The 24828-nt window shown below is 61.7% G+C and carries 22 protein-coding genes and 1 pseudogene; 15 read left to right on the top strand and 8 right to left on the bottom strand.

Annotated features, from left to right (window positions below; genetic code table 11):
• The first annotated feature begins 267 nt into the window (after positions 1 to 267).
• On the top strand, positions 268 to 1587 hold the full coding sequence (locus HX855_RS04510; RefSeq protein ID WP_177089370.1) for an MFS transporter: 1320 nt from the start codon (positions 268 to 270) through the stop codon (positions 1585 to 1587).
• A 63-nt stretch (positions 1588 to 1650) separates the two neighbouring features.
• Here the strand turns inward: HX855_RS04510 and HX855_RS04505 are convergent, their stop codons facing one another.
• The gene (locus tag HX855_RS04505; protein ID WP_177089371.1) at positions 1651 to 2406 is read right to left on the bottom strand and encodes a hypothetical protein; all 756 of its coding nucleotides are present in this window, start codon (positions 2404 to 2406) and stop codon (positions 1651 to 1653) included.
• A 194-nt stretch (positions 2407 to 2600) separates the two neighbouring features.
• Between HX855_RS04505 and HX855_RS04500 the strand changes: the two genes are divergently transcribed.
• Positions 2601 to 3233, top strand: coding sequence for a flavin reductase family protein (locus HX855_RS04500; RefSeq protein ID WP_177089372.1), 633 nt, complete (start codon positions 2601 to 2603; stop codon positions 3231 to 3233).
• A gap of 141 nt (positions 3234 to 3374) precedes the next feature.
• Here HX855_RS04500 and HX855_RS04495 read toward each other — a convergent pair whose 3' ends face one another.
• Complete coding sequence (locus HX855_RS04495) at positions 3375 to 3623, bottom strand: hypothetical protein (RefSeq protein WP_177089373.1); 249 nt, start codon at positions 3621 to 3623, stop codon at positions 3375 to 3377.
• A 43-nt stretch (positions 3624 to 3666) separates the two neighbouring features.
• Positions 3667 to 4008 carry an antibiotic biosynthesis monooxygenase family protein gene (locus tag HX855_RS04490; protein WP_177089374.1) on the bottom strand — a complete coding sequence of 114 codons (342 nt, stop codon included), beginning with the start codon at positions 4006 to 4008 and terminating at the stop codon, positions 3667 to 3669.
• 326 nt (positions 4009 to 4334) lie between these two features.
• Between HX855_RS04490 and HX855_RS04485 the strand changes: the two genes are divergently transcribed.
• Entirely contained in the window at positions 4335 to 5264 is a 930-nt protein-coding gene (locus HX855_RS04485) for an AraC family transcriptional regulator (RefSeq protein ID WP_177089375.1), read from the top strand.
• A gap of 177 nt (positions 5265 to 5441) precedes the next feature.
• Here the strand turns inward: HX855_RS04485 and HX855_RS04480 are convergent, their stop codons facing one another.
• From HX855_RS04480 to edd, 4 genes are all read right to left on the bottom strand, one after another.
• Positions 5442 to 6911, bottom strand: a complete 1470-nt coding sequence (locus HX855_RS04480) for an ATP-binding protein (RefSeq protein ID WP_177089376.1) — start codon at positions 6909 to 6911, stop codon at positions 5442 to 5444.
• Positions 6901 to 7632: a response regulator gene (locus HX855_RS04475; RefSeq protein ID WP_010169994.1), complete on the bottom strand. Its 732-nt coding sequence runs from the start codon at positions 7630 to 7632 to the stop codon at positions 6901 to 6903. Before HX855_RS04475 ends, HX855_RS04480 begins: the two co-directional genes overlap by 11 nt.
• Before the next feature lie 138 nt (positions 7633 to 7770).
• Positions 7771 to 8727: a glucokinase gene (locus HX855_RS04470; RefSeq protein ID WP_177089377.1), complete on the bottom strand. Its 957-nt coding sequence runs from the start codon at positions 8725 to 8727 to the stop codon at positions 7771 to 7773.
• Positions 8724 to 10550, bottom strand: a complete 1827-nt coding sequence (gene edd / locus HX855_RS04465; RefSeq protein ID WP_177089378.1) for a phosphogluconate dehydratase — start codon at positions 10548 to 10550, stop codon at positions 8724 to 8726. The genes HX855_RS04470 and edd overlap by 4 nt, the downstream gene beginning before the upstream one ends.
• 221 nt (positions 10551 to 10771) lie before the next feature.
• Here edd and gap point away from each other — a divergent pair, with 221 nt between their 5' ends.
• From gap to HX855_RS33785, 9 genes and pseudogenes are all read left to right on the top strand, one after another.
• Positions 10772 to 11773, top strand: a complete 1002-nt coding sequence (gap, locus tag HX855_RS04460; RefSeq protein WP_177089379.1) for a type I glyceraldehyde-3-phosphate dehydrogenase — start codon at positions 10772 to 10774, stop codon at positions 11771 to 11773.
• 4 nt (positions 11774 to 11777) lie between these two features.
• Positions 11778 to 12242 carry a methylglyoxal synthase gene (locus HX855_RS04455; RefSeq protein ID WP_177089380.1) on the top strand — a complete coding sequence of 155 codons (465 nt, stop codon included), beginning with the start codon at positions 11778 to 11780 and terminating at the stop codon, positions 12240 to 12242.
• A gap of 215 nt (positions 12243 to 12457) precedes the next feature.
• Complete coding sequence (locus HX855_RS04450) at positions 12458 to 12976, top strand: RNA polymerase sigma factor (protein WP_177089381.1); 519 nt, start codon at positions 12458 to 12460, stop codon at positions 12974 to 12976.
• Positions 12977 to 13037: 61 nt separating this feature from the next.
• Positions 13038 to 14006, top strand: coding sequence for a FecR domain-containing protein (locus HX855_RS04445; RefSeq protein WP_177089382.1), 969 nt, complete (start codon positions 13038 to 13040; stop codon positions 14004 to 14006).
• A 118-nt stretch (positions 14007 to 14124) separates the two neighbouring features.
• A complete protein-coding gene (locus tag HX855_RS04440) occupies positions 14125 to 16704 on the top strand; it encodes a TonB-dependent receptor (protein ID WP_177089383.1) in 2580 nt (859 codons plus the stop codon).
• A 130-nt stretch (positions 16705 to 16834) separates the two neighbouring features.
• Positions 16835 to 17443, top strand: coding sequence for a biliverdin-producing heme oxygenase (locus HX855_RS04435; RefSeq protein WP_177089384.1), 609 nt, complete (start codon positions 16835 to 16837; stop codon positions 17441 to 17443).
• 170 nt (positions 17444 to 17613) lie between these two features.
• A complete protein-coding gene (locus HX855_RS04430; RefSeq protein WP_177089385.1) occupies positions 17614 to 18015 on the top strand; it encodes a YbaN family protein in 402 nt (133 codons plus the stop codon).
• Between the two features lie 122 nt (positions 18016 to 18137).
• Positions 18138 to 19418: pseudogene (locus HX855_RS33790) on the top strand (HAMP domain-containing protein); the annotation flags it as partial.
• A gap of 102 nt (positions 19419 to 19520) precedes the next feature.
• Positions 19521 to 20276, top strand: a complete 756-nt coding sequence (locus HX855_RS33785) for a methyl-accepting chemotaxis protein (protein ID WP_375140060.1) — start codon at positions 19521 to 19523, stop codon at positions 20274 to 20276.
• Positions 20277 to 20474: 198 nt separating this feature from the next.
• Here the strand turns inward: HX855_RS33785 and HX855_RS04420 are convergent, their stop codons facing one another.
• Positions 20475 to 21038: a nitroreductase family protein gene (locus tag HX855_RS04420; protein WP_177089387.1), complete on the bottom strand. Its 564-nt coding sequence runs from the start codon at positions 21036 to 21038 to the stop codon at positions 20475 to 20477.
• 139 nt (positions 21039 to 21177) lie between these two features.
• Between HX855_RS04420 and HX855_RS04415 the strand changes: the two genes are divergently transcribed.
• Genes HX855_RS04415 through HX855_RS04405 form a run of 3 tightly spaced genes read left to right on the top strand, consistent with a single transcriptional unit; the run spans position 21178 to position 24801 of the window.
• Positions 21178 to 22605 (top strand): di-heme oxidoredictase family protein, encoded by a 1428-nt coding sequence (locus HX855_RS04415; protein ID WP_177089388.1) that lies wholly within the window; start codon positions 21178 to 21180, stop codon positions 22603 to 22605.
• Between the two features lie 31 nt (positions 22606 to 22636).
• Entirely contained in the window at positions 22637 to 23701 is a 1065-nt protein-coding gene (locus tag HX855_RS04410; protein ID WP_177089389.1) for an imelysin family protein, read from the top strand.
• A gap of 2 nt (positions 23702 to 23703) precedes the next feature.
• Positions 23704 to 24801 (top strand): DUF1513 domain-containing protein, encoded by a 1098-nt coding sequence (locus tag HX855_RS04405; protein WP_177089391.1) that lies wholly within the window; start codon positions 23704 to 23706, stop codon positions 24799 to 24801.
• The last annotated feature ends 27 nt before the right edge of the window (positions 24802 to 24828 follow it).

The raw sequence follows: 24828 nt of genomic DNA, 5'->3' as shown, positions 1-24828 counted from the left end.
GGTAGGGCGCCATCGCAGGCAAGCCAGCTCCCACCTTTGAATGTATTCACAAATCAAAAGGTGGGAGCTGGCTTGCCTGCGATGAGGCCCGCAGCCATAAGCGGATTTCCGCTCATCACCCTCCAATCATCAGCGACTTTCCGCTCAAAAAATTCTGCAAACCCTTCTAGACCGGGCCTTCACCTGTCTGGCACAGCTCCTGCTATAGCCCCGACCAGGCTGCGCTAGTGCGCGCTCCACAAAAACAATTAGATGAAGGATCCTTAAATGGATAACTCCAACTCCCTGCCTCTGGGGTCGGCGGCTGCGCCGGCAAAAGAACGCACCACCTCCAACCGGATCAAGTCGATCTTCAGCGGATCCGTCGGCAACATGGTCGAGTGGTACGACTGGTACGTCTACGCGGCCTTCTCGCTGTACTTCGCCAAGACCTTTTTCCCGAAAGGCGACACCACCGCCCAACTCTTGAACACCGCCGCGATCTTCGCCGTGGGCTTCCTGATGCGCCCGATCGGTGGCTGGTTGATGGGCCTGTACGCCGACAAGGTCGGTCGCAAAAAAGCCTTGATGGCTTCCGTATACCTGATGTGCTTCGGCTCGCTGCTGATTGCCCTGAGCCCGGGCTATGAAGCCATTGGTATCGGTGCGCCGATCCTGCTGGTCTTTGCCCGTTTGCTGCAAGGCCTGTCGGTCGGTGGCGAATACGGCACCTCCGCCACCTACCTCAGCGAGATGGCGACCAAGGAACGTCGGGGCTTCTACTCCAGCTTCCAGTACGTGACCCTGATCTCTGGCCAGCTCATCGCCCTGGCCGTACTGATCGTGCTGCAACAATTGCTGACCACCGAACAACTGTACGACTGGGGCTGGCGTATCCCGTTCGCTATCGGCGCCCTGTGCGCGGTAGTGGCCCTGTACCTGCGTCGCGGCATGGAAGAAACCGAGTCGTTCACCAAGAAAGAAAAGGCCAAGGAAAGCGCCATGCGCACCTTGATGCGCCACCCCAAGGAACTGATGACCGTGGTCGGCCTGACCATGGGCGGCACCCTGGCGTTCTACACCTACACCACCTACATGCAGAAATACCTGGTGAACACGGTCGGCATGAGCATCTCCGACTCCACCACCATTTCGGCGGCTACGCTGTTCCTGTTCATGTGCCTGCAACCCATCATCGGCGGTTTGTCGGACAAGGTTGGCCGTCGGCCGATCCTGATCGCCTTCGGCGTCCTCGGCACGCTGTTCACCGTGCCGATCCTCACCACCCTGCACACCATCCAGACCTGGTGGGGTGCGTTCTTCCTGATCATGGCAGCGCTGATCATCGTCAGCGGCTACACCTCGATCAACGCCGTAGTGAAGGCTGAGCTGTTCCCCACTGAAATCCGCGCCCTGGGCGTGGGCTTGCCCTACGCACTGACCGTGTCGATCTTCGGCGGCACCGCCGAATACATCGCGCTGTGGTTCAAGAGCATTGGCATGGAGACCGGCTACTACTGGTACGTCACCGCGTGTATCGCCGTGTCGCTGCTGGTGTACGTGACCATGAAGGACACCCGCAAGCATTCGCGGATCACCACGGACTAAGGGTTCGGCAGGTGTAAAAAAGGGGCCATGTCATTGACTGATATGGCCTCTTTTTCATTGGCCTCAGGACAGCTCGGTCACCGCCTGGCGCCCATAACGGCGCTGGGCATACGCCGCCCCGGCGATCATCACCACCAGCACCGCCGCCAAAACGGCCGACGAGCCGATGGTGCCAAAGTCCAGCCCGCCCTTTTCATGGGGTTTGGTCAGGAAGTCACCCAGGGTTGCACCGAACGGCCGGGTCAGCACAAACGCGACCCAGAACAGCAGCACCGACGAAATCCGCGTGAAGTATTTAAGCAACACCACCACCGCGATACTCGCGCCGATCAGCAAGGCGCCACCGGCAAACCCCAGCCCGGAATCATCCGCCAGGAAATCCCCCAGCGCCGTGCCCAGGGTGTTGGAAAACAGAATCGCCATCCAGTAGAACAGCTCACCGCGAAAGGTCTGGACCTTGTTCACGTTCAGCGAATCGCCGCTGATGCGCCACAGGGCAAAGATCGCCACCAGGATCGACACCAGAATCATCGAGCCCGTGGCATAACCCAGCCCCAGCGTGCGGTCCATAAAGTCGGACATGGTGGTGCCGGCAGTGCTGGTGGACAGGATCACAATCCAGTACAGCACCGGGTTATAGGTTTTCGACCAGAGTTGCGTCACCAGGGTGACCAGGAACACGCTGATCAGGATCATCGAGCTGATGGCGTAACCAACATTCAAGGTCATCGACAACAAGTCCCCGGCGGTTTCGCCCAGGGTCGTGGCGCAGATTTTCATGACCCAGAACGCCAGGGTGATCTGAGGAAGTTTGTTCATTGTGCAGAAGGCTCCAAAGGCTCAGTCGTTCAAACGGTCGACTTATTGGGGGTGTCGACCTGGCGCGCAGACTGAACCGGGAGCTGTGAAAAATAGGTGGGGGCTGTATGAAAATTCCATATGGATGATAGAAATCCGCAGCATAGGATTGCACTATGATGCCCTCCCCGAACCGCGCAGCAGGAACCCCGGCCATGTCCGACGATATCCATTTCTACGAACCCGCCAACGGCCACGGCCTGCCCCATGACCCGTTTAATGCGATTGTCGGCCCGCGTCCGATTGGCTGGATCTCGTCCCACGACAACCAGGGCCGCCTGAACCTGGCGCCCTACAGTTTCTTCAATGCCTTCAACTACATTCCGCCGATCATTGGGTTTTCCAGTGTCGGGCGCAAAGACAGCCTGAACAACATCGAACAGACCGGCGAATTCGTGTGGAACCTGGCCACCCGCCCGCTGGCCGAGCAGATGAACCAGAGTTGCGCGCCGGTCTCTCCCGAAGTCAACGAGTTTGAATTGGCCGGCTTGACGCCGGTGGCGTCGAAGGTAATCGCCGTGCCTCGTGTGGGTGAAAGTCCGGTGTCGTTCGAGTGCAAGGTGACGCAGATCATTCAACTGCAGCGCGCCGACCAGGAACGGGTGCCTAGCTGGTTGGTACTTGGTGAAGTGGTTGCGGTGCATATCGCCAAATGGCTGCTGAAAGACGGCGTGTACGACACCGCTGCCGCCGAGCCGATCCTGCGTGGAGGCGGCCCGGCGGATTATTTTCAGTTGGGGCCGGAAGCGCTGTTCAAAATGTACCGCCCAGGCGCCGCGCAACGCTGATTGGAACGCGATAAAAATGTGGGAGCGGGCTTGCTCGCGAATGCGGTGGATCAGTCGGCATATGCATTGACTGACACGCCCCCTTCGCGAGCAAGCCCGCTCCCACACAAGCCCGCTCCCCCATTTGGATCAGCGGCGTTTTTAGTTGGCGGAAGTTGCCCAAGAGAGCTGACCGTCTTCATCGACATCGACCAAGCGCTCCAGTTGCAGAGCTGCGGCATCGTCGGCGTCGGAGGCGGTCTTGAACTTCTGTCCATCGAGGATCTTGTGAAAGCGCGGTGCGCCCATGCCATCCAGCGCCTTCACGGCGATGGCGGCGCTATAGCCACCTTCATCTTCACGCACCAAGGCGGAAACGGCTTCGTGGTGGGCAAACTCTTTACGTGCCATGTTGCAGGTCCTGGCCAATGGGAAAGGCGGCCATTCTAAAGCACTAACCCGCCAGTTGCAGGTACTCGCCATAGGCGTTGACGGCGCTGGCGTCGGTAAAGGTCTGGAAGTCCATGCTGCGAACCACCATGTCATTCAACAACTCGGTGAAGACCATCAGCGCCGGCGAGCTGAAGTAGGCACTCATCGCCTGCTCGCTGCTCCAGAAGCCCGACACCAACCACACATCCGGGTCGGCCAGGGAGTGCTGCAACGAGAATTGCAGGCAACCCTGAGCCTGGCGGCCCGGTTCGATCAAACTGCTCAAGCGTGCACCCAGTTCGGTGCTGCACCCGGTACGGGCACGGATAAAGGCCATATGGCTCGCGGGAATGGGGGTGGACATGTTCGACTCTCCCGTTGAGAAGTGATGCTCGGCAAGCACTGTGAGGGCGTGTTGCCACAGGATCAAAGATACTGGCGCGGGTGTGTATGCAGTTAGTCGATTCCTGCCGGCTTATTGCACAATCCTGCGAGATGCGTAGACATAACAATCAGCCTGCGGGTTTTATTCCCGGCATGACGGCTGTATTTCGGGCAGATGACAGCCCGCTGCTTGCCTGATTCACGATTTATCGCAGGATCAGGCAAGGATTGTGCAGAATCGAAGTACCACTCTTTGCAAAGCCGCCGCTAAGCTGTGCCCATCGTCAAAGCACCCGAGGATGTCCCATGTCGTCGCCCGATCTTCGCTCCACACCCCTCGACGCCGATATGGAAAAGCAGCGCGCAGAACTCGCCGGCATCGTGCGCCGGCACACCTGGGAGGATGGCTCCTACGGCACCGCGATCACTTCGCTGTACCTCAACCGCCATAACACCCCGCGGGATTTCATGCCGGTACTGGTGGAACCTGCGCTGTGCATCCTCGCCCAGGGCCGCAAGGAGGTGCGCCTGGCGGATGAAGTCTTCGCCTACGACCCGCTCAATTACCTGGTGTTCTCGGTATCGATGCCGGTGGCCGGGCGCATCCTTGATGCGACGCCGGAAGACCCCAACCTGTCGATTCGGGTGAACATCGACCCGGCGCAAATCACCGCGCTGATCGCCGAAGCCGGCCCCATGGGCGTGCCCACGCGCCCGACCTCACGCGGGATGTATGTCGACCGCCTGGACAACCAGTTGCTCGACGCGGTGCTGCGCCTGACGCGCTTGCTGGACACGCCGAAAGACATCGCGATGCTGGCGCCGTTGATCAATCGCGAAATTCTCTATCGCCTGTTGCGTGGCCCGCAGGGTTATCGGCTGTATGAAATCGCCGTCGCCAACAGTCAGAGCCATCGGGTCAGCCAGGCGATCAGTTGGTTGAACGGCAACTACGAACAGCCCCTGCGCATTGATGACCTGGCCAAGGAAGTGAACCTCAGCGTCTCGACCTTGCACCACCGCTTCAAGGCAATGACTGCCATGAGCCCGCTGCAGTATCAGAAGCAGCTGCGCTTGCAGGAGGCTCGGCGCTTGATGATCGCCGAAGGCCTGGAAGCGTCGGCGGCGGGTTATCGGGTGGGTTATGAAAGCGCATCGCAGTTCAGCCGCGAATACAGCCGGCTGTTTGGCGCGCCACCGTTGCGGGATTTGGCCAGGTTGCGCCAGAGCCTTTAACGCAGCCCCTGCGGTGAGAAATTTTTTGTGGCGAGGGGGCTTGTCCCCCGTTGGACTGCGCAGCAGTCCTGAAATCTGCGACGGTGATCTGTCTGAAAGACTGCGGTGATCGTGATGGGGCCGCTACGCAGCCCAACGGGGGACAAGCCCCCTCGCCACAAAAGTAGCTTCGCGCAACTAGTCGAGGCTGCGGGGCAGCTGCAAGGTCACCCGCAATCCACCCTCGCGCAAATTCTGCAAACTCACTTCACCGCCATGGCTGTGGGCAATGTTGCGGGCGATGCCCAGCCCCAGCCCATAACCTTGCTGCTGCCCGGCCAGGCGGAAGTGGGGTTCAAAGACTTGCTCCAGGCGCTGTTCCGGCACGCCCGGGCCTTCGTCGTCGACGTGGAGAATGAACTCCGCACCATCGTCTTCGATATGCAAATGGGCGTTCTGCCCATACTTCAAGGCGTTGTCGATCAGGTTGCCGATGCAGCGCTTGAGCGCCAGCGGCTTGCCCGGATAGGTGGTGAGCGCCCGACCATGCTGGGTCACACGGCCATTGCCGTTGGGCGCCAGGTACGGCTCCACCAGGCAATCAAGCACATGGTTGAGGTCCACCGGCTCGATGTTCTCGTGGATATCGGTGTCTTTCACACACTGCAGCGCCCCCTTGACCAGCAACTCCAGCTCATCCAGGTCGCGGCCGAATTTGAGTTGCAGGTTTTCGTCTTCGAGCAACTCCACCCGTAACCGCAGGCGTGTGATGGGGGTGCGCAAGTCGTGGGAAATCGCGCTGAACAGCTGGCTGCGCTCGGTGAGGTAACGGCTGATGCGTTCGCGCATCGCGTTGAACGCACGCCCCACTTCCACCACTTCACTGCCACCGCCTTCGGCCACCGGCTCCACGTCGGCGCCCAGGGACATGTCTCGCGCGGCCCGTGCCAGGCGCTTGAGCGGACGGCTTTGCCAGTGCACCAGCAGGCCGATAAACAACAACAGGAAGCCACTGGTCAGCACGATAAACCACACCTGCTGGGAGGGCAGGCCTTGTTCTTCAAGGCTGGTGTAGGGCTCGGGCAACAAGGAGGCGATGTACAGCCATTCCCCTTGGGCCAGCTGGATCTGGGTCACCAACACCGGCGGATTCACGGGTTCCAGGGTCAGTGCGTAATGCGCCCAGGAGCGCGGTAACTCATCGAGTTTCAAACCGGCGTTGAAGATGCGCAGGTCTTCGGCGCTGACGAATTCCACTGACACATGCACGTCACTGCCCAGGGTCTGGCGCAACACTTCTTCGACGGCGCCGAGCACCGCCTGCTTGCGTGGGGTTTGCGGCAACACGGCCATGCCCAAGGGTTTGTCGTTGAGGGTCACGACAAACCGCGTACCGCCCATGCTGCGCAACTGGTCGAGTACCAAAGGCCGAAAAGCCACCGGCAAGGAACGGAAATAACTGACGCTGGCGGTCATCGAGTGCGCCAGGCTGCGGGCAGCCGTCACCAGGCCTTCGAGCTGGGTAGCCCGAAGTTGCGACACCCAGATCACACTGGACAACGCCTGGGCAAACAGCACCGCCAACAGGGTCAGCAGTAACATCCGCCCCAGCAGCGAACGGGGTACCGGAATCCGCCGGCGCAGTTCACGCAGGCGCTCAGTGGGCATTGCCGGCAACCACGCTGGCTGCCAATTGATAGCCACTGCCGCGCACAGTGCGGATCAGCCGGGGTGGTTTTTCGGTGTCGCGCAGGCGTTGGCGCAAGCGGCTGACCGCCATGTCGACGATCCGGTCCAACGGCATCAGGTCGCGGCCACGGGTGGCGTTGCCGATGGTGTCGCGGTCGAGGATTTGCTGGGGATGGTCGAGAAACAGTTTCAACAGCGCGAAGTCGGCGCCGGACAGGATCACTTCCTCACCGTCGACGTGAAACAGCCGGTGGCTGACCATGTCCAGGCGCCACTCGCCAAACACCAGCACCTCGCCACCGCTGCGTTCCTGGCCAAACTGGGCGCGACGCAACAAGGCCTTGACCCGCGCCTGCAACTCACGGGGGCTGAAGGGTTTGCCGATGTAGTCGTCGGCGCCCAGTTCCAGGCCGATCACGCGGTCGGCTTCGTCGGAACTGGCGGTGAGCATGATGATCGGTACCTGGGCCTGGCGCGGGTGCTGGCGGATCCAGCGGCAGAGGCTGAAACCGTCTTCATCCGGCAGCATCACATCAAGGATCACCAGGTCGCACGGCGCTTCGTTCATCGCCTGGCGAAACCCCGCGCCATCCGGCACGCCACGCACCTGGAAACCGGCGCGGCTGAGGTAGGTTTGCAGCAACTCGCGGATTTCCTGGTCGTCGTCGACCAGGAGAATGGATTTACTGATTACGCTCACGGGGTCGTCCTTGTTGTTAGGGATGGGACGGGCTTAATAATTCGTTGTTCTGGAGGGCCTCATCGCAGAAGCCAGCTCCCACATTTGGAATGCATTCCCCTGTGGGAGCTGGCTTGCCTGCGATGGCGCCATCACTGCCTACGCAAATGCCTGCTCCAGCGCTACACCTGCCCCGGTCAAACCGGAATACGGTGCCGTCACCAGCCACACCGGAATGCCTTTGAAGTAGTCGCTCATACAGCCCTTGTCGCCGAAACTCCTGGCAAAACCACTCTTGATAAAGAAATCGGCAAAGCGCGGAATCACGCCACCGACGATGTACACACCACCACGACCGCCGGTGGTCAGCACGTTGTTACCGGCGACGCGGCCCAGCCAGATACTGAACTGGTCCAGCACTTCCAGGGCAATCGGATCGCCCGCCAGACCAGCGGCAGTGATGGCCTCGGGGGTGTCCAGTACCGCCTCATGGCCGTCCACCGCGCAGATCGCCCGGTACAACCTCGGCAAACCGCCACCGCTCAAGGCGGTTTCAGCGCTGACATGGCCGATCTCAGTGTAGATGTGCTGCCACAACTGGGCTTCCCGCGGGCTGCTCACCGGCAGGTCGACATGGCCGCCCTCACCCGGCAAGGCCGCCCAACGGCCATGGCCGAGGTCGAGCAAGGTGCCCACACCCAGGCCAGTGCCCGGGCCGATCACCACCGCCGGGCGCAACGGCTCCGGCGTGCCTTCGCACACCACGCGGAATTCGTCGGGCTGCAGGCGGGTCATGCCCAGGGCCATGGCCGAGAAATCATTCACCAGCAGCAGCTCGTCCACCTGCAGGGTCTTGCAAAAAGCAGTCTTGCTCAGGCGCCAGTGGTTGTTGGTGAATTTAAATTCATCTCCACTCACCGGCCCGGCGACCGACAGGCACACCGCGCCAATCGAGCCGATGGCCAGGCCTTCTTCCTTGAGATAGGCCTGGATCGCCTCTTCGGGGCTGGCATGATCCGCCGTCGCATGGACGCGGATCGAATGCAGCGCCTGATCCCGCCACAACGCAAAACGGGCGTTGGTACCCCCAATATCACCGACCAGCGCAAGCTTCACTTAAGTGTCTCCAGGGCAGAGGTAAAGGCGCTGGCGCCCTGCTCTGCGGAGCTTGCGGCCAGACGCATAAACGCAAACAGCTCGCGACCGGCCCCCACGTTATTGCCCAGAAGGCCCGTGGCAGGCGTGCGCGCTGCAAATTCTTCGGCGTCCACCTTAAGCTCCAAGGTGCCTTTGACGCCATCCACGCGAATGATATCGCCATCGCGCACCCGTGCCAGTGCCCCGCCGCTCTGGGCTTCAGGGTTGACATGAATCGCGGCGGGAATCTTACCTGACGCGCCGGACATGCGCCCGTCTGTTACCAGGGCAACCTTGAAGCCACGGTCCTGCAGCACGCCGAGGAACGGCGTCATCTTGTGCAATTCCGGCATGCCGTTGGAGCGCGGCCCCTGGAAGCGCATCACCGCCACAAAGTCTTTTTCCAGTTGGCCAGCCTTGAACGCATCGGCCAGGTCTTGCTGGTCCTGGAACACCACGGCCGGGGCTTCGACGATTTGATGTTCGAGCGCCACGGCGGAGACTTTCATCACACCCCGGCCCAGGTTGCCTTCCATCACGCGCAGGCCGCCTTCCGGGGAGAACGCACGGGCCACGGGGCGCAGGATGGTTTCGTCGAGGCTTTCGATCGGGCCTTCACGCCACACCAGTTCGCCGTCCACCAGGAACGGTTCCTGGGTGTAGCGGCTCAGGCCGTGACCGGCCACGGTGTTGACGTCGTTGTGGAGCAGGCCGGCTTCCAGCAGTTCGCGGATCAGGAACGACATGCCGCCCGCTGCCTGGAAGTGGTTGATGTCGGCCTTGCCGTTTGGATACACGTGGGACAGGGTCGGCACCACCTCGGAGAGGTCAGCCATGTCATCCCAGGTCAGGATGATGCCCGCCGACATGGCGATGGCCGGCATGTGCAGGGTGTGGTTGGTGGAGCCGCCGGTGGCGTTGAGGGCGATGATGGAGTTGACGATGGATTTCTCGTCGACGATCTCGCCGATCGGCGTGAAGTTACCGTTGGCCTTGGTCAGGCGCGTGACCTGATGCGCGGCTTCGCGGGTCAGGGCGTCACGCAGCGGTGTGTACGGGTTGACGAACGAAGCACCCGGCAAGTGCATGCCCATCACTTCCATCAGCAACTGGTTGGTGTTGGCGGTGCCGTAGAAGGTGCAGGTGCCCGGGCTGTGGTAGGACTTCATCTCCGATTCCAGCAGCTCTTCGCGGGTGGCCTTGCCTTCGGCGTAGCGCTGGCGCACGTCGGCTTTCTGCTTGTTGGAGATCCCTGACGGCATCGGGCCGCCGGGTACGAAGATCATCGGCAGATGGCCGTAGCGCAGGGCGCCCATCATCAGGCCCGGGACGATCTTGTCGCAGATACCGAGCATCAGCGCGGCGTCGAACATGTTGTGGGACAGCGCTACCGCCGTGGACATCGCAATCACTTCGCGGCTCAGCAGGCTGAGCTCCATGCCCGGCTCGCCCTGGGTCACGCCGTCGCACATGGCGGGGGTGCCGCCGGCGAACTGACCCACGGAGCCGACTTCACGCAGGGCTTTTTTGATTTGCTCGGGGAAATGTTCGTACGGCTGGTGGGCCGAGAGCATGTCGTTATATGACGAAACAATTGCCACGTTGGCGGCGTTCATCATGCGCAGGCTGTTTTTGTCTTCGGTGCCGCACCCGGCCACGCCGTGGGCAAAGTTGGCGCATTGCAGCTTGCCGCGCATCGGGCCGTCGCTGGCAGCGCCGCGAATGAGCGCAAGGTATGCCTCACGGGTTGCACGGCTACGGGCGATAAGCCGTTCGGTGACCTCAAGAACGCGGGGATGCATGTGTAGAACTCCAGGCTAACGGATGTGGCGACCTGTATGTCTATGCTGATCAAAAGCCCGCTGTAGGTGGGATGGCAGGGTGCTTTTTGATCAATCGGACCAGTTGATTCAGGTCACTCGTTGTTGATTGAACAAAATATTGCCACTAAAAAGGCTTGTTTTCTATTTTTATGCGAATAATCTTGTAATTCTTACAACAAATCGACGACAGGCACCTTCCAATGACTCTACGTATCGCTATCAATGGTTTTGGCCGTATTGGCCGTAATGTCCTGCGCGCACTTTATACCCAAGGCTATCGTCAGGATTTGCAGATCGTCGCCATCAACGATCTTGGCGACAGCTCGATCAATGCCCACCTGCTTAAATACGACACCGTCCACGGTACTTTCGAAGCAGAGGTCGCCCACGATCAGGAAAGCCTGACCGTCAATGGTGACCGGATTGCCGTAAGTGCCATTCGCAACCCGGCCGACCTGCCGTGGGCCGCACACAAGGTAGACGTGGTCTTCGAATGCACCGGCCTGTTCACCGACCGTGACAAGGCCGCCGCCCATATTACTGCCGGCGCGCGCAAGGTGATCATCTCGGCCCCGGCCAAGGGCGCTGATGCCACCGTGGTGTATGGCGTGAACCATGACATTTTGCGTCAATCCCACCAGATCATCTCCAACGCGTCCTGCACCACCAACTGCCTGGCACCGGTGGCCCAGGTGCTGCACCGCGAGCTGGGCATCGAAAGCGGCTTGATGACCACCATCCACGCCTACACCAACGACCAGAACCTGACCGACGTCTACCACACCGACCCGTACCGCGCGCGTTCGGCCACCCAGAACATGATCCCGAGCAAGACGGGCGCCGCCGAAGCCGTAGGCCTGGTGCTGCCGGAACTGGCAGGCAAGCTGACCGGCATGGCCGTGCGTGTACCCGTGATCAACGTGTCGCTGGTGGACCTCACCGTACAGCTGAAAAAAGAAGCCAGCGCCGAAGAAGTCAACGCGCTGCTGAAAGCCGCCAGCCAACACTCGAAAATCCTCGGTTACAACACCCTGCCGCTGGTTTCCAGTGACTTCAACCATAACCCGCTTTCGTCGATCTTCGACGCCAATCACACCAAGGTTAGCGGCAAATTGTTGAAAGTGCTGGCTTGGTATGACAACGAATGGGGCTTCTCGAACCGTATGCTGGATAACTGCCTGGCGCTCTGCAACGCGGAGTAACGGCATGGTCGGCATCGGTTTCATGAACAAAACCATGGCGGCGCGCAAGCGTATCGCCCTGGTTGCCCATGACCATTGCAAGGTGTTTCTCCTGGACTGGGCCGAGCGGCAAAAAGACCGCCTGGCCCGGCACGACCTTGTGGCAACCGGCACCACCGGGCACTTGTTGAGCGCCCGCCTGGGCCTGCCCATCGACACCATGATCAGCGGCCCGTTGGGCGGTGATCAGCAACTGGGCGCGCAAATCGCCGAGCAGCGGGTGGACATGCTGGTGTTCTTCTGGGACCCCTTCGAACCGCAGCCTCATGACCCGGATATCAAGGCGTTGCTGCGGGTGGCCGCGGTGTGGAACATCCCGGTGGCCTGCAATGAATGCAGCGCCGACTACCTGCTCAGCAGCCCGATGATGGACCAGGCCCACGAGTACCGGATTCCGGACTACCAGGCGTATCTGCTGGATCGCGTATAACGCCGTAACACCTTCAGTGGCCGCAAGGCTGCGATCGACTGCGAAGCAGCCGTAAACCAGGCGAACAGGTACTTCAGACATATCGGCATCGCCTGGAATACGCCGGCTTCGCAGTCGATCGCAGCCTTGCGCCAACGCAAACCGATCAAAGTGCCCCTTGCCATTTGTGTTGATGATAAGCATTATCATTTGCTGCAAATCGGTCTGGTATCACTGTGAGCCAATCTCGCTTCAACCACGTCTTCCTCACCCAACGGGTGATTCTGCTGCGCACCTTGCAGCGGATGGTGAACAACCACAGCACCGCCGAGGACCTGCTGCAGGAAACCTACCTGCGCGTGACAAGGGCCTTGAGTGAACGGCCCATCGATCACCTCGAACCCTTCGTGTACCAGACGGCGCGCAACCTGGCGCTGGACCACCTGCGCGCCCGCAGGATCCAGGCCCGCACCCTGCAGGAAGATGTCCCGCTGGATGTCCTGCAAAGCGTCGCCTCCCCCGTCAGCACCCCGGAAGACGCGACACAGGCCGAGCAATTGCTCGAACACCTGAGTGTCAGCCTCGGCCAGTTGAGCGCCCGCCAACAGCAGATCTTCATCCTCAGCCGCCTGCACGGCTGCAGCTATCAGGAGATCGCCGACCAGCTCGACGTGTCCCTGAGTACCGTGCAAAAGGAACTGAAATTGATCATGGCCATCTGCATAGGTGTGGCCGAAAGACTGGATCGCCCTTAAGCTTTGCCGGCACAGTCTGTAGGACTTTTGATTAAAACGTGGCGAAGACCCGAGGAACACCGTGACGGATCCGAACAAACTGCACCCCCATGAGCTGGCTCATGAGGTGTTGCAAGACACGGCTATGGACCAAGCCCTCGACTGGCTGATCGCCTTGCAGTGCCCGCAACCCGGGCAGCAGGCCGAGTTCGAAGCCTGGCTCGCCAGCGATCCGCTGCACGCCGAAGCCTTCATCAAGGCCCAGAACGCCTGGGGTGGCGCGCCGGTGCACAGCGCCGCCGTCGCCCTGAATGCGCCGCGCAAACCCGGCGCCTGGCGCCGCATCAAACCCCACTGGAAACCCTTGGCCACCGCCGCCGTCCTGCTGCTGGGCCTGTTCAGCTTCAGCAACCTGCCCATGCGCCTGCAGGCCGACCACCTGACCGTGGTGGGCGAGCGCCAGCGCCTGCAATTGGACGACGGCTCGAAAGTCCTGCTTAACACCAATTCGGCTTTCTCCAGCAGCATCAAGGACCACCAGCGCATCGCCCGCCTGTATCAGGGTGAAGCGTTTTTCGAAGTGCTGCCCAGCCGTGGCCTGCCCCTGGAAATCGACGCCGGACCGGTGCGCGCCAGCGTGCGCGACACAGCCTTCGCCGTGCGCTACTTGAACGGTGAAGCCCAGGTTCAGGTGCAGCGCGGCGATGTCGACCTGAGCAACACCTTTGATGACGCACGGGTGCGCCTGAGTGCCGGTGAAAGTATCCGCATCGGGCCCAAGGGCTTCGGCCAACCGGCCAAGCTCGACACCACCAAAGACCTGGCCTGGGTCGACGGCCGGCTGATTTTCGAAAACTGCCCGATGAGCGAAGTACTGGCCGAGTTGCGCCGCTACTACCCAGGCTGGATCGTCAACAACAACGACAAGCTCGCCAGCGTTGCGGTCACCGGTAACTACCGCCTCGACCAACCGCTGGACGTGGTGCGCTCCCTCGCCCACATCACCTCGGCCAAGCTCTCGGAATACCCGGCGCTGGTGATCCTGAACTAAATGAGAATTATTTTTACTCGATAGCCAACGGCGGTACGTCTCGTTATAGCCAATGCAACTGATTCCTATTTGATTCGGTTTCGCAACTATAAGATTCGTACCTTCCGGAGCGCTCTCGATGTCCTCTCGTTTCAACCGCCGGTCCTCTTCGCCCGTTCGCAGTCACGGCTTGTCGCTGCTGACGGCTGCCATTCTGTTGGCCGGCGCGCCCGTCATGGTCGCCAGCGCCGCAGAGCCGGCCACCCGCAGCCAGGGCAATTACAGCTTCAGCATCGAGCAGCAATCCCTGGTCTCGGCACTGAACGCCTTTACCGCCGTGACCGGCTGGCAAGTCGGCCTGCCTGCCGAGTTGGGCCAGGGTGTGTCGTCCCCTGGCGTGCGCGGCTCGTTGCCGGCGGACAAAGCCCTGGACCGGCTGTTGGTGGGGACCAACCTGGGCTACCGCAAACTGAGCAACAACAACATCGTGCTGGAAAAGCGCGCCGCCGGCAGCACCATCACCTTGCAACAAATGACCATCAGCGCCACCCGCCAGGAACAGGCCGTGGACAGCGTGCCCAGCACCGTGACCGTGCACGACCGCGAAGAACTGGACCGCCAGAACGTCAATACCATCCGCGAACTGGTGCGCTACGAACCGGGTGTGTCGGTGGGAGGCGCCGGCACCCGTTCCGGCAACGCCGGCTACAACATTCGCGGCATCGACGGCGACCGCATCCTGACCCAGGTGGACGGTGTCGAAGTCCCGGACAACTTCTTCAACGGCCCCTACGCCAAGACCCGCCGCAACTACGTCGACCCGGAAATCGTCAAGCGCGTGGAAATCCTCCGCGGCCCGGCTTCAGCCTTGTACGGCAGCAGCGCCATCGGTGGCGCGGTGAGCTACTTCACCCTCGACCCCGACGACATCATCAAGCCCGGCCAGGACTATGGCGCCCGCCTGAAGACCGGCTACAGCTCCGCCGACGAGAGCTGGCTGACCTCCGGCACCGTCGCCGGTCGCGTACAGGACTTCGACGGCTTGCTGCACCTGAGCCAGCGCAATGGCCACGAAATGGAGTCCTATGACGGCAACAACGCCACCGGCCTGGCCCGTACCGGCGCCAACCCGGAAGATGCGCGTACCACCAATATCCTGGCCAAGCTGGGCTGGAACTACGGTGAAGAGAACCGCCTGGGCCTGACCTACGAGAAGTTCAAGGACGACCGCGACACCAACCTGAAAAACGCGGTGGGCGGCCCGTTCGTCGGTGGCCAGGGCTTTAACTTCTATCGTGGCCGTACGGGCAACGACACCATTACCCGTGAGCGTTTCGGCATCGAGAACAAGTTCGCCCTCGACTCGCCGATGGCCGATCACATCAAGACCAGCCTCAACTACCAGATTGCCAAGACCGACCAGACCACCGCAGAAATCTACCAGCCATCGCGCAAGGTATTGCGCACTCGCGACACGCTGTACGAAGAGAAACAGTGGGTTTTCGACGCACAACTGGACAAGGCCTTCAGCATCGGCGAAACCGACCATGTCGTGACCTACGGCACCACCCTCAAGCAGCAGAAAGTCACCGGCTCCCGTGAAGGCGCCGCGACCTGCCTGGCGGTGGGCGCAGGCTGCACCGCCATCGGCGCACCCAGCCCGTCGGCCGCCGACAGCGTGAAAAAAGCCAGCGACTTCCCCGACCCGACCATCAACTCTTATGCATTGTTTGCCCAGGACCAGATCGCCTGGGACAAGTGGACCTTCCTGCCCAGCGTGCGTTATGACTACATCCAGCTCAAACCCAAGCTGACCCAGGAATTCCTCAACACCGTGGACCCGACACGCATCTACGACCACAGCGATGCGGAAAAGAACTGGCACCGTGTAACACCCAAATTCGGCATCACGTATGCCCTGACCGAGCAATACACCTGGTTCGGCCAATACGCCGAAGGCTATCGCACACCGTCAGCCAAAGCCTTGTATGGCCGCTTTGAAAACCTGCAACAGGGCTACACCGTGGAACCCAACCCGGACCTCAAGCCGGAAAGCAGCCGCGGTGTGGAAACCGGGATTCGCGGCAACTTCGACGCGGGCTCGTTTGACGTGGCGGTGTACTACAACAAATACCGCGATTTTATCGACGAAGACGCCTCGGTCGCTGGTGGTACCGTCCAGCAGTTCGAAGCCAACAACATCAAGCACGCCACCATCAAGGGCGTGGAAGCCAAGGGCCGCTTGAACCTCGACGCATTTGGCGCGCCGCAGGGCCTGTACACCCAAGGCTCGATTGCCTACATCTACGGGCGCAATGACGACAACGGCGAACCGCTGAACAGCGTCAACCCGCTCAAGGGCGTGTTCGGCCTGGGTTACGACCAGCAGAACTACGGCGCCCTGGTCAGCTGGACCCTGGTCAAGAAACAGGACCGTGTCGACAGCACCACCTTCTTCGCCCCCGATGGCAACAGCGCCAACGGCCCGTTCAAGACCCCGGGCTTCGGCATCGTCGACCTGACCGGTTTCTACAAAGTCACCCAGGACGTGACCATCAACGGCGGCCTGTACAACCTGACCGACAAGAAATACTGGAACTGGGATGACGTGCGCAGCTACGACAGCGTGGGCGAAGCCGGCGTGACCGGTCCGGCCAACCTGGACCGCCTGACCCAACCGGGCCGCAACTTTGCGATCAACCTGATCTGGGACATCTGATCCATGGAGCCTCACCCGGCCGGAATTTAATCTGCGCCGGGGTGAGGATTTTTTACTGTGACGCGTCTTCTAGTTCGTCTAGTTCATAACAGCCTGGCAACCAGACGCTTCCCCTCTCAAGGACATCTTCATGACCGCTTCTCCTACCGCTGAACGCCCAAGCCTGCGCTCCCAACGCCTGAACCAGATCACCAACGAGCCCCATACCAAGCTCGATGCTCTGGTGAAGGCCCATGCACCGTTTGAAACCCAGGCCAACTTCGCCCGCTTCGTGGTCGCGCAGTACCTGTTCCAATCGGAACTGGTGGCGCTGTACAACGACGCCGAGCTGATCAAGATCGTCCCTGACCTGGCCGAACGCTGCCGTGCCGAAGCGGCCAAACTGGACCTGGGCGACCTGGACACCGAAGTACCGGCACCGGTCGCCGGCGCCGTGAAAAACCCGAGCAAAGCCGAAGCCCTCGGCTGGCTGTTCGTGTCTGAAGGCTCCAAGCTGGGCGCCGCGTTCCTGATCAAGCGGGCCGTGGGCCTGGGCTTGAGCGAAACCTTCGGTGCCCGTCACCTGGGCGAACCGGCAGGCGGTCGCGCCGAAGGCTGGAAAAGCTTCACCCGCACCCTCGACGCACTGGAATTCAGCGCCGGGGAAGAAGCCGAAGTGGAAAAAGGCGCAGTTGACGCGTTCGTGCGCTTCACCGTGCTGCTGGAACAGGCGTACGCTACCAGCCCTGAACTGGCCTGATTTTTCTGTAGAACCCCAATTAATGTGGGAGCTGGCTTGCCTGCGATGGCATCAACTGGGTGTACCTGATGCACCGAGTTGTCTGCATCGCAGGCAAGCCAGCTCCCACATTTGATCGGGTGCCAGTCTCTATAATCTGCAACCCATTCCAGCCTGCAAGCCCCACTAAAATGACCGGCAAAACCCAATCCTCATCCAAAATCGCCCGCGTCCTATTCGGCCTGCTGGCCTACGTCAGCCTGGGCATTGGCTTGATTGCGATTGTGGTACCGGGCTTGCCCACTACCGAGTTCATCCTGCTGGCCGCCTGGGCCGCCACCAAAAGCTCTCCGCGCCTGAGTGCCTGGCTGGAAAACCACCGGCTGTTCGGGCCGATCCTGTTCAATTGGCGCAACGGCAAGATCATCGCCCGCCGGGCCAAAGTCAGCGCCACGGCGAGCATGTTGCTGTGCGCCGGCCTGATGCTGGTAATGCTCGACCACGGCTGGCCGATCTACCTGGCCATTGCCGGAATGAGCCTGGGCAACCTGTGGATCTGGTCGCGCCCGGAACACCTCCCACATCCCACCTGACACCCGCCTACCGCTCATCGGCTCCCGCTCATGAACGGCCGCCCCAAGCCGATGTTCCGGGCATAGCGCCGAATGGACTCGCCTGAGCTTGCATACTAATAAGTCCATTCGCGGGTACTTCTATGTTCGACACCCTCTCCATTCGCTTGAAAATCGTGCTGTTGTCCGGTCTCTGCCTGCTGGGGGTGATCGCGCTGGTGGTGGGCATGAACCTCTACCAGACCAGCCAGAACGACCAACTGATCAGCGACTCAAGCTCGCGAATGCTCACCGACAGCGTGCAGAACCTGTTGCAGGCCAAAGCCGCCGAACAAGCCGTACAACTGCAAAAGACCTTCGGCGAAAGCCTGTTGGTGGTCACCGCCCTCGCCGACCAGATCAAAGACCTGCGCACCCTGGCCGGCAAACGCTCGCTGGACGCCGGGGCCTTGCGTGAAGAACTCAACCACAGCCTGAAAACCGCCTTCGACCGCAACAGCAAGGTGCTCGGCATCTGGCTGTCGTTCGAGCCCAATGGCCTGGACGGCAAAGACAGCGAATTCGTCAACGATGCCGCCCGTGTGTCCAACGAAAAAGGCCGCTTTTCCAGCTACTGGAGCCGCGCCGGCGGTGAGGGCCTGAACACGGTGATGGTCGAAGAGGACCTGACCAAGACCACCCTCAACCTCAGCGGCACGCCCTACAACATCTGGTACACCTGCCCACGGGACACCAAAAACACCTGCCTGCTGGACCCGTATGAAGACACGGTGGCCGGCAAACCGGTGTTGATGACCACCATTTCCCTGCCGTTGCTGGTCGACGGCAAGGTGATCGGCGTGGTGGGCATCGACCTCGCCCTCAATGCCCTGCAAGCGGCGACCGACGGGGCGCAAAAAGAGCTGTTCAACGGTGCAGGGATTCTCGAAATCCTGTCCGGCAGTGGCTTGATTGCCGGTTACAGCGGCGAGCCGGAAAAGGTCGGCAAAAACCTCGTTGATACCCTCGGCGCCGAAGGCAAAGACATCGTGCAACTGTTGGCCAGCGATACCCGCATGATCCGCGAGCAAGACGGCACGATCCGCGCCGTGTACCCGGTCAAGCCGATTGCCGACGCCAAATCCTGGGGCATCGTTATCAAGCTGCCCAAGCAAGTGCTGCTGGCGGACTCGTTCAAACTCCAGGCCATGCTCGACAAGGCCCAAGCCAGCGGCACCGTCAAGGCATTGCTGGTGGGCGCAGTCGCCGGCCTGCTGGGCTTGTTCCTGATCTGGCTGGCAGCCACCGGCGTGACCCGGCCGATCAACCGCGTGGCCGCCATGCTCAAGGCCATCGCCAGCGGCGACGGTGACCTCACCCAGCGCCTGGCCTACGGGAAAAAGGATGAGCTGGGGGAACTGGTGAACTGGTTCAACCGCTTCCTCGACAAGCTGCAGCCGACCATCGCGCAGATCAAGCAAAGCATCACCGAAGCCCGTGGCACCGCTGACCAATCCTCGGAAATCGCGCGCCAGACCAGCGAAGGCATGCAAGTGCAGTTCCGTGAGATCGACCAGGTGGCCACGGCCTCGAATGAAATGAGCGCCACCGCCCACGACGTGGCCAACAGTGCCTCCAATGCCGCCAGCGCCGCGCGGGGTGCCGACCAGTCAGCCCGTGAAGGCATGCAGATTATTGAGCGCAGCACCCGCGACATCACCACCCTGGCCGAAGAAGTCAGCAAGGCGGTGACCGAAGTCGAAGCCCTGGCGGTGAACAGCGAACAGATCGGCTCGGTACTGGAAGTGATCCGCAGCATCGCCGAGCAAACCAACCTGCTGGCCCTGAACGCCGCGATCGAAGCCGCCCGTGCCGGGGAAAGCGGGCGCGGTTTTGCGGTGGTGGCCGACGAAGTGCGCAACCTGGCCAAGCGTACCCAGGACTCGGTGGAGGAAATTCGCCAGGTGATCGAACGCATCCAGACCGGCACCCGCGGCGTGGTAGCGACCATGCATTCGAGCCAGAGCCAGGCGCAGAACAATGCCGGGCAGATTCATCAGGCGGTGCAGGCCCTGGGCAAAATCAGCGACGCGGTGACAGTGATCAGCGACATGAACCTGCAAATCGCCAGCGCCGCCGAGCAGCAGAGTGCGGTGGCCGAGGAGGTCAACCGCAACGTCTCGGCGATCCGCACCGTGACCGAAACCCTCACCGGCCAGGCCACCGAGTCGGCGGCCATCAGCAGCCAGCTCAATGCCCTGGCCAGCCAGCAGATGAAGCTGATGGATCAGTTTCGGGTTTGACCCGAGCTTGAAACCCGTGAGGACCCAATCTGGGAGCGGGCTTGCTGTGGTGAGGGGGTTTGTCCTGTGGTGAGGGGGCTTGTCCTGTGGTGAGGGGGCTTGTCCCCCGTCGGGTTCACCCCAGATTGAAGGGGCAAGCCCGCTCACCACAGCAAGCCCGCTCCCACACAAGCCCGTTCACATTAGAGTTGCGGTGCTTTATTGACCCGTCCAGGCCGCCACGAACGGCGCCAGGTCTTCCTTCGGCGCCGTACGCGGCGGGTTTTGTGGCGTGCCCAAGTAAAGGAAGCCAATCGCTTCCTCATCCCCCGTCAAACCCAACCCTTTGGCCACGTGTGCCGAGTACGACAACTCACCGGTGCGCCACACCGCACCGATCCCCTGGGCATACGCCGCCAGCAGAATCCCGTGGGCCGCACAGGCCGCCGCCAGGCGCTGTTCGGACTTGGGCACCTTGAAGTGTTCCTGCAGGCGGGCAATCACCACCACCACCAACGGTGCACGCAGCGGGCCGGCCTGGGCCTTGTCGATAAAGGCCTGGGGCGCATCGGCGTCTTGCAGGCGGGCCGCTTCGGCCAGCAGCGTGCCCATGCGCTCACGTGCCGCACCTTCCACCGTCAGGAAGCGCCAAGGCCGCAACTGGCCGTGGTCCGGGGCGCGCATGGCGGCAGCGAACAGCAGGTCGCGCTGCTCCTGGGTCGGTGCCGGGTCCAGCAGTCGCGGCACGGAAACACGGTTGAGCAAAGCGTCGAGAGCCTGCATTGGCCACCTCCAGAGAAAAATGTGCGGTCATTCTAGCGGGAATGAATCGGATACCACCAAACGATAATTGCTCTTATTCAATCCGCCCTGCCCTGTTAGACTTTGCGGCCTTATTTTCAGCCTACGTTCAGGAAGACTGATGCCCCGTTCGCCCCTTCGCCTGTCTGCACTACTGATGGCCCTGAGCCTGAGTGCCTGCGATGATGCGCCCCGCTTTACCAAAGCGGAGCCAGGCGAAGCGCGCGCGGGTGGCGCGACAACGGTGAGGAAGACCGACCAGAACGCCTTCTCCCTGCCCGCCGCTAACCTGTCGCCCACCCGGCGCCTGGACTTCAGCGTGGGCAACAGCTTCTTCCGCAGCCCCTGGGTGATTGCACCGTCCACCACCACCGCCCGCGACGGGTTGGGGCCGCTGTTCAATACCAACGCCTGCCAGAACTGCCATATCAAGGACGGCCGGGGTCATCCGCCACTGCCTGATGCGCCCAACGCGGTGTCGATGCTGGTGCGCCTGTCGATTCCCGACGCGCCAGCGTACGCGAAGGTCATCGAACAATTGGGTGTAGTCCCCGAGCCGGTCTACGGTGGGCAGTTGCAGGACATGGCCGTGCCCGGCGTCGTCCCGGAAGGCAAGGTGCGGGTCGACTACACCCCGGTCAACATCAGCTTCAAGGACGGCACCGTCGTCGAGCTGCGCAAGCCGGCGCTGCACATCACCCAACTCGGCTACGGCCCGATGCATCCCGATACACGCTTCTCTGCCCGGGTTGCACCGCCGATGATCGGCCTGGGGCTGCTGGAAGCGATTCCCGACGCCGACATCTTGCGCAACACCGACCCGAAAACCGCCGACAAAGAGGCCATCGTCGGACGGGCGAACTGGGTCTGGGACGACGCGCAACACAAGACCGTCCTCGGTCGATTCGGCTGGAAAGCCGGGCAGCCGAACCTCAATCAACAAAATGTTCACGCGTTCTCTGGTGATATGGGCCTCACCACGTCCCTGAGACCGTTCGATGACTGCACCGATGCACAAGTGGCCTGCAAACAGGCGCCCAACGGCAATGGCCCGGATGGCGAGCCTGAGGTCAGCGACAACATCCTGCGCCTGGTGCTGTTCTACACCCGCAACCTGGCCGTGCCCGCCCGTCGTGACGTCAACGCGCCGCAGGTGCTGGCCGGGAAAAACCTGTTCTACCAGGCCGGCTGCCAGGGCTGCCACACCCCGCAGTTCACCACGGCACCGACCGCCGCCGAACCCGAATTGGCCAACCAGGTGATCCGCCCCTACAGCGACTTGCTGTTGCACGACATGGGCGACGGGCTCGCCGACAACCGCAGCGAATTCAAGGCCGGTGGCCGCGACTGGCGCACGCCGCCGTTGTGGGGCATTGGCTTGACGCAGGCCGTGAGTGGCCACACCCAGTTTTTGCATGACGGCCGCGCCCGCGACCTGATGGAGGCCGTGCTGTGGCACGGCGGCGAGGCCCAGGCGGCGCAGCAGCATGTGTTGTCTTTTAATGCCGAGCAGCGCGCTGCGCTGCTGGCATTCCTGAATTCTTTATAAGCTTTGTCCTAATTACAGAAGGGAGCTCGACATGTTCCGTCCCAAGTTGTTGTTCACCAGCCTGGCCGCCCTCGCCCTCGGTGCGTGCTCGCCCCAGGACCCGCAAGCGGTGACCTCCGCGGCCATCGCCAAGCAAGTGATCCTGCCGACCTACAGCCGCTGGGTCGAAGCCGACCGCCAACTGGCCGTCAGCGCCCTGGCCTACTGCCAGGGCAAGGAAAGCCTGGAGACCGCCCGCGCCGACTTCCTGCACGCGCAAAAAGCCTGGGCCGAGCTACAGCCGTTGTTGATCGGCCCACTGGCCGAGGGCAACCGTTCGTGGCAGGTGCAGTTCTGGCCCGACAAGAAAAACCTGGTGGGCCGTCAGGTCGAACAACTGGTGACCGCCCAACCGCAGATCGACGCCGCCGCACTGGCCAAATCCAGCGTGGTGGTGCAAGGCCTGTCGGCCTACGAATACATCCTCTACGACGCCAAGACCGACCTGGCGGACGAGACGCAAAAAGCCCGCTACTGCCCACTGCTGGTGGCCATCGGCGAACGGCAGAAGCAACTCGCCGAAGAAATCCTGACGAGCTGGAACAGCACCGACGGCATGCTGGCGCAGATGACCAAGTTTCCTAACCAGCGCTACGCCGATTCCCACGAAGCCATTGCGGATCTGCTACGGGTACAAGTGACCGCACTGGACACCCTGAAGAAAAAACTCGGCACGCCAATGGGCCGCCAGACCAAGGGCATCCCGCAGCCGTTCCAGGCCGATGCATGGCGCAGCCAGTCGTCCCTGCAAAGCCTGGAGGCCAGCCTGGCGGCCGCCCAGACGGTGTGGGCAGGCGTCGACAACAAAGGCCTGCGCGGCCTGTTGCCTGCCGATCAAAAGCCGTTGGCTGACAAGATCGACGCCGCTTACGCTGCGTCCCTGAAACTGTTTGCCAGCAACCAGCGTTCGCTGAACGAACTGCTGGCCGACGATGCCGGGCGTCAGCAACTGAACGATATCTACGACAGCCTCAACGTGGTCCACCGCCTGCACGAAGGCGAACTGGCCAAGGCGCTGGGCATCCAACTGGGCTTTAACGCCAACGACGGTGACTGATGATGCTCAGGCGACAGGCTTTGGCGATCGGTAGCGTGCTGCTCAGTGCAATTACCCTGGGTGGCTGGACGCTGTTCAAGCAGAAGGGCAAAAGCCCGCTGCTGCTCTCGGCGCGGGATGACAGTGACGGCAAGCACTACGCCGTCGGCTTCCACCTGGACGGCAAGCAGGTGTTTGCGACCCAGGTTGGCCAGCGTTGCCACGACATCATCAACCACCCGACGCTGCCGATTGCGCTGTTTGTCGCCCGTCGGCCGGGCACCGAGAGCTACCTGATCGACTTGCGGGACGGGGCGCTGCTGCAAACCATCACGTCCAACGCCAATCGTCACTTCTATGGGCATGCGGTGGTTCACAAGGACGGCGAGTGGCTGTATGCCACGGAGAACGACACCTCTGATCCGGGGCGCGGCTTGCTGGGCGTGTACCGGTTTGAGGGTGAGCGGCTGGTGCACACCGGGGAGATTTCCACCCATGGGATTGGGCCGCACCAGGTGTCGTGGATGCCTGACGGTGAGACGCTGGTGGTGGCTAACGGCGGGATTCGCACCGAGGCCGAGAGCCGGGTGGAGATGAACCTGCATGCCATGGAGCCGAGCCTGGTCCTGATGCAGCGCGACGGTACGCTGTTGAGCAAGGAAACCCTGGCTCAGCAGATGAACAGCGTGCGGCATATGGGGATTGCCAGCGACGGTACGATCCTCGCCGGGCAGCAGTTTATGGGGGCGTCCCATGAGCGCTCGGAGTTGCTGGCGATCAAGCGGCCGGGGCAGGCGTTTGTGGCTTTTCCGGTGGCGGATGAGCAGTTGCAGGCCATGGGGCATTACACGGCCAGTGTGGCGGTGCACAGTGAGTTACGCCTGGTAGCGCTGACGGCGCCCCGGGGGAACCGGTTCTTTATCTGGGACATGGACAGCGCGGAGTTGCTGCTGGACGGGCCGTTGCCCGACTGTGCGGGGGTGGGTGCGGTGGCGGACGGGTTTGTGGTGACGTCGGGTCAGGGGCGTTGCCGGTTTTATGATTGCCGGCAGGTGCCGTTGGTGGGTAAGCCGTTGGAGTTGCCGGCGGGGCTTTGGGATAACCATCTGCATCTGGTTTGATCGGGGGTATATCCGTTGCTGCGGTAA

The organism is Pseudomonas sp. IPO3778 (genome assembly GCF_013386825.1).
Classification (GTDB): Bacteria; Pseudomonadota; Gammaproteobacteria; order Pseudomonadales; family Pseudomonadaceae; genus Aquipseudomonas.
This window is presented reverse-complemented; position numbering and strand designations above follow the sequence as displayed.

What these genes read in the sequence shown, in the direction of transcription:
- HX855_RS04495 (WP_177089373.1), bottom strand. Translation starts at nt 3,623, where the DNA reads ATGGCACGTAAAGAGTTTGCCCACCACGAAGCCGTTTCCGCCTTGGTG.
- HX855_RS04485 (WP_177089375.1), top strand. Translation starts at nt 4,335, where the DNA reads ATGTCGTCGCCCGATCTTCGCTCCACACCCCTCGACGCCGATATGGAA.
- HX855_RS04455 (WP_177089380.1), top strand. Translation starts at nt 11,778, where the DNA reads ATGGTCGGCATCGGTTTCATGAACAAAACCATGGCGGCGCGCAAGCGT.
- HX855_RS04430 (WP_177089385.1), top strand. Translation starts at nt 17,614, where the DNA reads ATGACCGGCAAAACCCAATCCTCATCCAAAATCGCCCGCGTCCTATTC.
- HX855_RS04440 (WP_177089383.1), top strand. Translation starts at nt 14,125, where the DNA reads ATGTCCTCTCGTTTCAACCGCCGGTCCTCTTCGCCCGTTCGCAGTCAC.
- HX855_RS04500 (WP_177089372.1), top strand. Translation starts at nt 2,601, where the DNA reads ATGTCCGACGATATCCATTTCTACGAACCCGCCAACGGCCACGGCCTG.
- HX855_RS04405 (WP_177089391.1), top strand. Translation starts at nt 23,704, where the DNA reads ATGCTCAGGCGACAGGCTTTGGCGATCGGTAGCGTGCTGCTCAGTGCA.
- HX855_RS04415 (WP_177089388.1), top strand. Translation starts at nt 21,178, where the DNA reads ATGCCCCGTTCGCCCCTTCGCCTGTCTGCACTACTGATGGCCCTGAGC.
- HX855_RS04420 (WP_177089387.1), bottom strand. Translation starts at nt 21,038, where the DNA reads ATGCAGGCTCTCGACGCTTTGCTCAACCGTGTTTCCGTGCCGCGACTG.
- gap (WP_177089379.1), top strand. Translation starts at nt 10,772, where the DNA reads ATGACTCTACGTATCGCTATCAATGGTTTTGGCCGTATTGGCCGTAAT.
- HX855_RS04510 (WP_177089370.1), top strand. Translation starts at nt 268, where the DNA reads ATGGATAACTCCAACTCCCTGCCTCTGGGGTCGGCGGCTGCGCCGGCA.
- edd (WP_177089378.1), bottom strand. Translation starts at nt 10,550, where the DNA reads ATGCATCCCCGCGTTCTTGAGGTCACCGAACGGCTTATCGCCCGTAGC.
- HX855_RS04410 (WP_177089389.1), top strand. Translation starts at nt 22,637, where the DNA reads ATGTTCCGTCCCAAGTTGTTGTTCACCAGCCTGGCCGCCCTCGCCCTC.
- HX855_RS33785 (WP_375140060.1), top strand. Translation starts at nt 19,521, where the DNA reads ATGCAAGTGCAGTTCCGTGAGATCGACCAGGTGGCCACGGCCTCGAAT.
- HX855_RS04480 (WP_177089376.1), bottom strand. Translation starts at nt 6,911, where the DNA reads ATGCCCACTGAGCGCCTGCGTGAACTGCGCCGGCGGATTCCGGTACCC.
- HX855_RS04505 (WP_177089371.1), bottom strand. Translation starts at nt 2,406, where the DNA reads ATGAACAAACTTCCTCAGATCACCCTGGCGTTCTGGGTCATGAAAATC.
- HX855_RS04490 (WP_177089374.1), bottom strand. Translation starts at nt 4,008, where the DNA reads ATGTCCACCCCCATTCCCGCGAGCCATATGGCCTTTATCCGTGCCCGT.
- HX855_RS04435 (WP_177089384.1), top strand. Translation starts at nt 16,835, where the DNA reads ATGACCGCTTCTCCTACCGCTGAACGCCCAAGCCTGCGCTCCCAACGC.